Origin of the sequence: Mesotoga sp. (genome assembly GCF_035363035.1) — a bacterium.
Lineage (GTDB): Bacteria > Thermotogota > Thermotogae > Petrotogales > Kosmotogaceae > Mesotoga.
Genome location: NZ_DAOSEH010000091.1, coordinates 1 through 7,901, shown reverse-complemented (window position 1 = coordinate 7,901; position 7,901 = coordinate 1). Strand labels below are relative to the sequence as shown.

Here is a 7,901-nt window from a genome sequence, read left to right as displayed (position 1 = left end):
GGGATGCCGTCGTGTATTATCAGTAGATTATGGTGGAAGTGACCGATGAAGCCGGTACAGCACCTTCCAGCGAAGCAATGGCGAGTACGTTGTAAGAACCGGCCTCGAGTCCTTCGAGCAATTCAGCCTTGATGACCGTCTCGAAGACGCCCTCTTCCTTCAGTTCGGCGTTGAAGTTGATCTCTCCGTCCGGTGTGATGATCGTCACTACGACCGATCCTTTGGAAGCTTTGGAGACCTCTTCGGAAGGATACGCAACTTCCGAAACATTCACCAGAACAGTCGTGTCCATTCCCTTCATTATTATCGCGGGGATGTCTATGGAATCTATCGACAATCTCACGGTTTTCAGGTACTCCTTCCAGTAAGTGGATTCGTACGGGTACGAAGGATCCCTGAAGGCTCTACATTCAGCGTAGTTAGCCGTAGAATCGTATTTGGAAAGGTAGTACGGTCCGTTACTGATGAAGGCGTGCCCGTACCTGTCGATGAAGTCAATGGCTGCCTGGTATCTGGTTTTCGCATCTTCGGCAGTTATGAGTCCCTTCAGAGAGTTAGGTACATGCCCCTTATCCCTTAGTTCGACCAGTTTGGCTCTTATATCCTTTACATGGTTCGGTACCAGGACATCGACTTCGGTTATCGCAGAGTCGTTTCTGAAGGCATAAACCGTTCCTGAGCTGCTTCCAATGGCGACAATTTCTGCGAGGGCTTCGTATATTTCCCAGGAAACGATTACGAACGGCTGTCTGTGAACGCCGAGCGATGGAGCGCCCCACTGAGCGGTTCTGTCCACGCTGGCCGGGAAGTTGTAATTGAAGTAGGTGGTGATAGTGTTGTCGTCATTCACAACCCAGCCAAGAATCGTATCTTGCCCGCTTCTCATATAGTTCTCATAGGATGCTTCGTAGTACTTGTCGTTTTCTCCGTCTTTGCTCATCCATTCGTCGGTGAATGCGTAAGCGTAGAGATAATCGTTCACGGTTATCGGCTGACCGTTGTGCATCTTTCCACCGAGCAGTGTGTACGTACCGGTCGACATCGCCTTCACGCCGGGACCGACTTCTTTCCACTGCTTTGTTGCACTGTCGAACCTTATGGCGTTTTCCGGAACGTCGATCGTCCCTACCACGATACCCTCGGCATTTCTTTCGACTTTCGTGATTATGTCTTCTGCTTTCCAGCTCACTCTGTATGGAGTATGGATCGCAGAGGCCGGGCTTTCGAAAGAACTCGGATCGGAGAGGATCGTGACTACGTTGGAAGTGTAAGTGTCGCTCATTCCGTCAGGACCGATCGGATCCCAGGAAGACATGAACAGAGAACCTATCGAGGAGAACTGTGTGACGAAGAGAACCCTATCCTGAGTAAGAGCGGTTTTAAGAGACCAGTCGTTAAGACCGTCGCCAAGACCGTAGGCGAATCTGTCGACCATTCTCGCTTTGTTGGCGGTGAAGTAGGCTTCCTGATAACAGACGTAAAGTCTTACGGCGTCTTTGAGACCCATCTCGACGGCTGTGAGGGAGAGATCCCAGTACTCCTCTTCTGTGAGGAAGTTGCCTGTATAAGCCTTTTCTATGAGGTCGTCTAGTTCGAAGTTGCTGAAATTCCAGAAATCGGCGTTTCCACGTCCGGGCATATAAGTTCCACCGGTGGAGTACATCTGTCTGGCTATGTGTTCCCAGAAGGCTCTCGTCGCGCCGGCCGACCATGCTTCGGTGTAGAGGTTCCACTGCATTTCGGCTGGATCTGTTCCGTAAACAGTGTTGCTAGCCTTTGTTCTTTCCCAGACAAGTCTTTCCACGGTAATTCCGGCCTTTTCAAGCTGCAGGGCGACGTATTCGCCAAGTTTGACCCTGACGTTGGGGTCGTCGGCCCTTATAACGAATTTCACAAGTACCGGCTCGTTGTCGAAGTACCACTTTCCATCTTTCCGGGTCAGTCTTCCCTGGTTCTCGGAAAGCTTCGAGGCATTCTCAAGAGCCTTGACGATGGCTTCCAGAGCCCTCGATTCGTTTCCCTCGAAACTTAATCCGAGCTTATTGGCTACCAGACCGTACCTGTAAGTGCCGGGTTGTCCTGGTGTAGCCATCGAGATCATTGGACCACCGGCTCCGCCGAGGATCTCGTCGACTATGTACTGTCTGTTGATCAGATCGTTGAGAGCGAATCTGATCTCGTTGATGGCCATAACGTTGAAGAAATCCTTACCCGCGATGTTAGCGAAGTAAGGGGCCTTGTTTGGGTACGGATTGATGAACAGGGAGTAGGTCAGCGAGGGAACGGCGTAGATATCGAGCTTCTCGCGTGTAGCCTGATCCATACCCATAAGCGTTGGTGCCGAGACGCCTTCCATGAAGATGTCTGTCAAACCTTCGGAAACGTCCTTAAGACCGAGCTCCTGAGACATCTTCACATTGAAGTAAATGATGTCGGAAATTGCGCCTTTCTCGACGGCCAACAGCAGACCACCGAACGCCAAGGCGCTTGCAAGTAGCAGTACCAGAACTTTCTTACTCAATTTGTTTCGCCCCCTTTTGCAGTTAGTTCTGTGGTCGTTCCACAGAACGTCTTAAATCGTGTTTACCTATTAAAAATAATTCTCATCACGACTTATTTTTATCAATATAGACCGGTACTATTTGGGAATTATTTCTTTATCTCAAAATTATTTTCCTATTCCCGGATATATATCAAAGTAATATGAAGTTTATCACAATAATTCGAAGAAAGTCAAGCAAATTACTGAAGTATATCTCGATATACTTTCTAATTATTTTGCATGCACTATCATTGTACTCGTAATTTTGGCCGTATAGGAAGTATTATCAGGAATTTTGAAGGAAATTTCCGTGTTTATCGTACAATAGCTGCAAATTGCTACCGTATAATTCATATATTTCCTTTATAGTCACCAGGAAGTAGGTGGAAGATCTATTTTCTGTACGCGGTTTTTCTAGTCGGAATTTGAAGAGCCATCTGGTCTCCATGGAGAGCAAAAGCTATATTTACCCCTTCACTCGAGCGGAGATTAAGATCAAGAACATCACTAACTGGCCTGCACATGGTTGAGAAAACTTTTATAGCGTTTCATGATTCTTTTAGAAGTCATGAGGTCAGATTCATTTCTCTGTTATTTTCATGTACATCGTGAGGCGAAAGAAAACTGGAAAAATTTCACATTACTATAGTTGACTTTATCAACTATTTTTCGATGTAATATTGGTTGACAATATCAACTATACTCAAAGGGGTAATAATGAATGGAAAGACAAATAAATGATATACGTGATTTGATTCAGGAAATAGCCTGGCACTTCGGAGACCATGAATTCAACGGAGAGCGCTGTGGAGGTCTGACGTTTGTAGAATTCATGGCATTGAAAAAGATAGATGAGAGTGAATACCTGTCGATCCAGGAGGTTGGAAGAGCCTTAAATTTTACAAAAAGCGGAGCGACACGACTGGTAAACCGTTTGCAGACAAAGAAGTACATCAAGCGCGAGCAATCCAGTAAAGATGGAAGGGTTTGCTGCATCACTTTATCGAGTGAAGGAAGAAATGCTCTCAATGCCATTGCCGGGAAATATGGTGAATATCTTGAGAAAGTGCTGAGAGAGCTCGATCAAGAGCAGACTGAACTTCTAGGAAGAATACTGCAGCTTCTAGCAAACATCACCAAAAGAGAATAGTTCGTTTGATTAGACCACCGAGCATACGGAAGAACCCTAAAACTGCGAGAATACCCGCAATGAATGCTCTGAAAAAACCTCTCTTAGTATTTTTGGAGATCAAGTAGCTTGATAGAATTATTTCGAAAAGACCCCACGTCTGCAAAGCCATGACCACCATCAGAACACCCAGGACTATGTACCACCAGGATGTCGATGTACCAATCAGTCTTCCGGCAAGAGATGCTGTCACTCCCAGAACTGTGAATGTTACCGCTGCGCCGAAGGCAAAGACTATTGAAAGCAAAAACGCCCGCTTTGTGCTCCTCCTCTGAGCTGTACCTCCAACATAACCGAACGGACCGAAGATGAATTAGCTAGAAATGACTGGCAATCGTTCTTTATCAAAGGAATATCCTTTCTATGCTGAGGTATATCCCCAAGATTATGAAAACCGTGCCCGTGACAGTTCGGGCCCAGTATTCGAACTGACTCATCCGTTTGAACATGCTGGCCACCAGCTTCGTGCCGACGGCTATTCCAAAGGCGACAATTATAACGGGCAGCCCTGTGCCGATGCCGTAGACGGCCGGTATCAACAGTCTCGACTGCTCGCCGACAGCCAGGGGAATCACGCTTCCGAAGAACAGCGCCGCCGATACCGGGCAGAAGGTCAGGGCGAAAAGCGAGCCTAAGGCGAAGGCGCCAAAAATGCCCTTGCTTTTGATCCTTTCCTGAGACCGGCTGTCCAGATTTCTGCCACGGTTTTTGAAGCTGAGCATCTCGAGCAGAAACATACCCACGATTATCATAATCGGTCCGATCAACTTGCCCATGTATTTTTGAAGGATCCTCGATAGCCATGGCGCGGCGGTCAGGCTCGATACGAGTATGGCGCCGATCACGACGTAGGTCAGGACTCTGCCGAGCGTGTAAACTATCCCGGCGGCCATAGATTTCGCGGGACTGCCTATATTTCTACTTATGAAGGAGACGGCCGCTATATTGGTGGTGAGGGGACAGGGGCTTATCGAGGTCAATATTCCAAACCACAGCGCCGATGCGAGAGAGAGAATAAAACCATCCATTCAGTTCACCTCCAGAAAGGAAGCTACCTCGTCCCGGACGTACTGGATGTACTCTTCCTCTTTTTCGGAAAGATCCCAGGCCTTCCAGAGCTCTTTCCATTCACCGGCTTCGTTGTTCTTGTAGCTTTGAATCACCAGGGTGTTGTACATGATGATATACTCATCAACAAAATGATAATTTTCCGGGAGATCTATATTCACCACCTGCCATCTCAGGGTACCGTTCTCTACCCGGGAGGAGAAATAGGTCTCGAGAACCTTTTTCGCATTGGACTCCATATCCAGGCAGGTCTGGCAACGGATGGTCCCGTGGAAGTAATAGAGAGTTACATAATCTTCGATCAGAGATGTATCTCCGGAATCGGTCGAACCGGCTTCGGGCTTTTGAACCAAGGAATTGAGCCTTATTTCATCGTACACGAAATAGGCGACGCTCACGACAACGAAAAGCAGTAAAGAAAATGTGGCCAGCTTCTTCAAATTCACTTTTCACCCCCAGCGTGATTTTCAAAAGAGATACTCCCGCGGACCGTAACCGACGAGATCGCCAAGGCAGTAACACCTGTCGATGCCTCTTTTCTCCATGTCCTCCAGTACGGCTTCGAGAGCTTCTAAATTTCCGTGTATATCCGAAAAGAAGGCTAACCTCATTTTGAATCACCACATTTTTTGCGTCGCTCTCTCCTGATGATTCCGTACGTTTCCACCGCCAGTTCGATAACCTCCTCGACGAAAGAAGGGATCTCCTGCAGACCGTAGTATCTCCATCTTCCATCTTTCCGCACGCGGATCAAGCCGGAATCGGTCAGCGCTTTCAGATGCCTGGAAACGGTTGGTTGCGGCGATTCGAGAAGATCTTCGAACTCACAGACACATAGCTCTTCGTATAGTTTTATGAGCGCGAGTATCTTCAGATTCGTCGAGTCGGAAAGGCTTTTCAGGACTCCAACGAGATCGACTTCAAGAGTTATCAAGACTTCATTCCTCCCTTCGAGAAATCGAAAAGTTTTCTCTTTTTCTTCATTATAGCCACCAGTGAAAGCATAACAGGCACTTCAACCAGAACCCCGACGACCGTGGCGAGTGCCGCGCCGGAATTCATACCGAAGAGTATGAGGGCCACCGCTATCGAGAGTTCGAAGAAGTTGGATGCCCCTATAAAAGTCGATGGCGCAGCTTCTGCATAATCTATCTTCAAACGCTTTACGGCGAAGTACCCTATGTAGAAGATGAGATAGGTCTGTATCATCAAGGGAAGGGCTATCAGCAAAATGTGGAGAGGGTTGTCGATTATGGTTCTGCCCTGGAACATGAAGACCAGCACGAGTGTAAGTAAAAGTCCGACCTTCGTGAAGGGATCGAATTTTGGAATGAGGTTTTCATTCAGGTACCTCTCCCCCTTAGACCTCACCACCAGGCGTCGTGTCATAACTGCCAGGACAAGCGGGATAGCGACATAGAAGACGACAGACCAGAAGATCGTGGAGAATGGCACGGGAAATCCCGTGGATACGCCAATCAGAAGCTTTCCCATCGGGGCGAAGAGAAAGAGAATGAAAAGATCGTTTATAGCCACCTGAACCAGCGCATAATTTATGTTGCCGCCGGCAAGGTAAGTCCACACAAGCACCATGGCCGTGCAGGGAGCCAGTCCGAGCAGTATCATACCCGCGACATATTCATTTCCCAGTCCGGTGGAAATCAGAGGGCCGAAAATCACTTTTATGAATATCCAGGAGATCAGCGCCATCGTGAACGGCTTTATCGCCCAGTTGACAATAAGCGTTACCAGCAGGGGCCTCGAGTTTTTTCGGACGTTGACGATCTCCCTGAACTCTATCTTGAGCATTATCGGGAACATCATGAAGAGAAGAACAATAGCCACCGGAATCGACACGTTTGCTATCTGCCAGTTCCCAAGCGTATAGGCAAGCCCCGGTAAAATGTTGCCCAGCAGAGCCCCCAGTACCATCGCGACTGCCACCCAGATCGAGAGATACTTGCTGAATATATCGAGCTTCTGTTCCGACATATTTTCCTCCACAATATTCATATATTCGAATATGCGAATATGATACCCGAATAACATTTTGAAAGTTTTCTCGGAGTGTAAAATTTCATTGTTGCACAACAATGCAACTTGAGTTATTCTTGAGATTGGAAATTCGACAGGAGGTGCCAGATGGACAGAAGGGCTGTAAGGATTTTCAAGGCGTTGAGCTGCAACTGGCGTTTGAAGATACTCGAGCAGCTGTCGAGAGCAACTATGTGCATGTGCGAACTCGACGAGCTTTTTGCGATAGACAAGACCACACTCTCGCGCCATGTGAAGGCTCTGGTAGATTCCGGACTCATCACCGAGACCAGGAACGGCACGAGAAAGGAACTGAGCATCACGGACAAAAGGATACTGCGTATACTCGAGATCGCAGGAGAGATGACCGGCGATTCCCGAGCCGGCGAGGAATAGAAGATGTACAGTATCGTTATCTATATAATAACCGGTGTTCTGCTCTTGATTTCACTCATAGCCAGCCGCAAAAAGACGTTACTCGCCTTGAAGAAGGCCTGGAAGTCTTTCGAGAAGATACTGCCGGAACTCATCGCCATTATGCTCTTCGTCGGGCTTTTGATCGCCCTGCTCGATCCCGGGACTATATCGGCTTTGCTCGGAGACAACTCGGGGTTTCTCGGGCTTCTGATCGCCTCGGTGGTTGGATCCATAACGCTCATACCGGGCTTTGTGGCCTTCCCGATGGCCGCCATGCTGCTCAACAACGGAGCCGGGATAACCCAGATCGCGTTGTTCATTTCCACGCTAATGATGGTTGGCGTGGTAACCTTTCCGGTCGAGAGAAAGTATTTCGGAACGAAACTCACTGTTCTTAGAAATTCCTTCGCCTTCGGCTTCTCTTTCCTGGTGGCCGGATTGATGGGAATGATCTTGAGATGAAGTGCAGGAGATATATCTTTCCGCTTATCGTGGCCGTTGTGGTCGCTATCTTCACACTCATCGACAATCAGACAGGGTTCAAAGCCTTAAGCATAACCGGTTCAAGCCTTCTTGAAATGCTCTCGGTCATTCCTCCCATATTCGTGCTTCTGGGGCTTCTGGATGTCTGGGTACCGCGCGAGAAGATAA

The 7,901-nt window shown here is 48.1% G+C and carries 9 protein-coding genes and 2 pseudogenes; 4 read left to right on the top strand and 7 right to left on the bottom strand.

The window, feature by feature from the left end; all coding sequences use genetic code 11:
- Positions 1 to 19: 19 nt before the first annotated feature.
- The gene (locus PKX57_RS10400) at positions 20 to 2,521 is read right to left on the bottom strand and encodes an ABC transporter substrate-binding protein (RefSeq protein ID WP_472417179.1); all 2,502 of its coding nucleotides are present in this window, start codon (positions 2,519 to 2,521) and stop codon (positions 20 to 22) included.
- Positions 2,522 to 3,263: 742 nt separating this feature from the next.
- Between PKX57_RS10400 and PKX57_RS10395 the strand changes: the two genes are divergently transcribed.
- On the top strand, positions 3,264 to 3,692 hold the full coding sequence (locus tag PKX57_RS10395) for a MarR family transcriptional regulator (RefSeq protein ID WP_214047805.1): 429 nt from the start codon (positions 3,264 to 3,266) through the stop codon (positions 3,690 to 3,692).
- Here the strand turns inward: PKX57_RS10395 and PKX57_RS10390 are convergent.
- The 6 genes and pseudogenes from PKX57_RS10390 to arsB all read right to left on the bottom strand — a co-directional run bounded on the left by PKX57_RS10390 (position 3,676) and on the right by arsB (position 6,791).
- Complete coding sequence (locus tag PKX57_RS10390; protein ID WP_472417181.1) at positions 3,676 to 4,041, bottom strand: cytochrome c biogenesis protein CcdA; 366 nt, start codon at positions 4,039 to 4,041, stop codon at positions 3,676 to 3,678. The two genes, PKX57_RS10395 and PKX57_RS10390, sit on opposite strands and share 17 nt — an antisense overlap.
- A 34-nt stretch (positions 4,042 to 4,075) precedes the next feature.
- Positions 4,076 to 4,759 carry an aromatic aminobenezylarsenical efflux permease ArsG family transporter gene (locus PKX57_RS10385; RefSeq protein WP_472417177.1) on the bottom strand — a complete coding sequence of 228 codons (684 nt, stop codon included), beginning with the start codon at positions 4,757 to 4,759 and terminating at the stop codon, positions 4,076 to 4,078.
- A complete protein-coding gene (locus tag PKX57_RS10380) occupies positions 4,760 to 5,245 on the bottom strand; it encodes a nitrophenyl compound nitroreductase subunit ArsF family protein (protein WP_472417175.1) in 486 nt (161 codons plus the stop codon).
- 39 nt (positions 5,246 to 5,284) lie between these two features.
- Positions 5,285 to 5,410: pseudogene (locus PKX57_RS10375) on the bottom strand (metallophosphoesterase family protein); the annotation flags it as partial.
- Positions 5,407 to 5,733: a metalloregulator ArsR/SmtB family transcription factor gene (locus tag PKX57_RS10370; protein WP_214047808.1), complete on the bottom strand. Its 327-nt coding sequence runs from the start codon at positions 5,731 to 5,733 to the stop codon at positions 5,407 to 5,409. The gene PKX57_RS10370 and the pseudogene PKX57_RS10375, both read right to left, overlap by 4 nt.
- Positions 5,730 to 6,791: an ACR3 family arsenite efflux transporter gene (arsB, locus tag PKX57_RS10365; protein ID WP_472417173.1), complete on the bottom strand. Its 1,062-nt coding sequence runs from the start codon at positions 6,789 to 6,791 to the stop codon at positions 5,730 to 5,732. The genes PKX57_RS10370 and arsB overlap by 4 nt, the downstream gene beginning before the upstream one ends.
- A gap of 150 nt (positions 6,792 to 6,941) precedes the next feature.
- On the opposite strand from arsB, the gene PKX57_RS10360 reads away from it, so the two are divergent.
- From PKX57_RS10360 to PKX57_RS10350, 3 genes and pseudogenes are all read left to right on the top strand, one after another.
- Positions 6,942 to 7,229, top strand: coding sequence for a metalloregulator ArsR/SmtB family transcription factor (locus PKX57_RS10360; protein ID WP_213920111.1), 288 nt, complete (start codon positions 6,942 to 6,944; stop codon positions 7,227 to 7,229).
- A gap of 3 nt (positions 7,230 to 7,232) precedes the next feature.
- Positions 7,233 to 7,712, top strand: a complete 480-nt coding sequence (locus tag PKX57_RS10355; protein WP_214047810.1) for a permease — start codon at positions 7,233 to 7,235, stop codon at positions 7,710 to 7,712.
- Positions 7,709 to 7,901 (top strand): annotated as a pseudogene (locus tag PKX57_RS10350) (permease); the annotation flags it as partial. The gene PKX57_RS10355 and the pseudogene PKX57_RS10350, both read left to right, overlap by 4 nt.

Bases quoted from the DNA above. Each gene is read 5' to 3' on its own strand.
- PKX57_RS10360 (WP_213920111.1), top strand. From the start codon at position 6,942: ATGGACAGAAGGGCTGTAAGGATTTTCAAGGCGTTGAGCTGCAACTGG.
- arsB (WP_472417173.1), bottom strand. From the start codon at position 6,791: ATGTCGGAACAGAAGCTCGATATATTCAGCAAGTATCTCTCGATCTGG.
- PKX57_RS10385 (WP_472417177.1), bottom strand. From the start codon at position 4,759: ATGGATGGTTTTATTCTCTCTCTCGCATCGGCGCTGTGGTTTGGAATA.
- PKX57_RS10355 (WP_214047810.1), top strand. From the start codon at position 7,233: ATGTACAGTATCGTTATCTATATAATAACCGGTGTTCTGCTCTTGATT.
- PKX57_RS10395 (WP_214047805.1), top strand. From the start codon at position 3,264: ATGGAAAGACAAATAAATGATATACGTGATTTGATTCAGGAAATAGCC.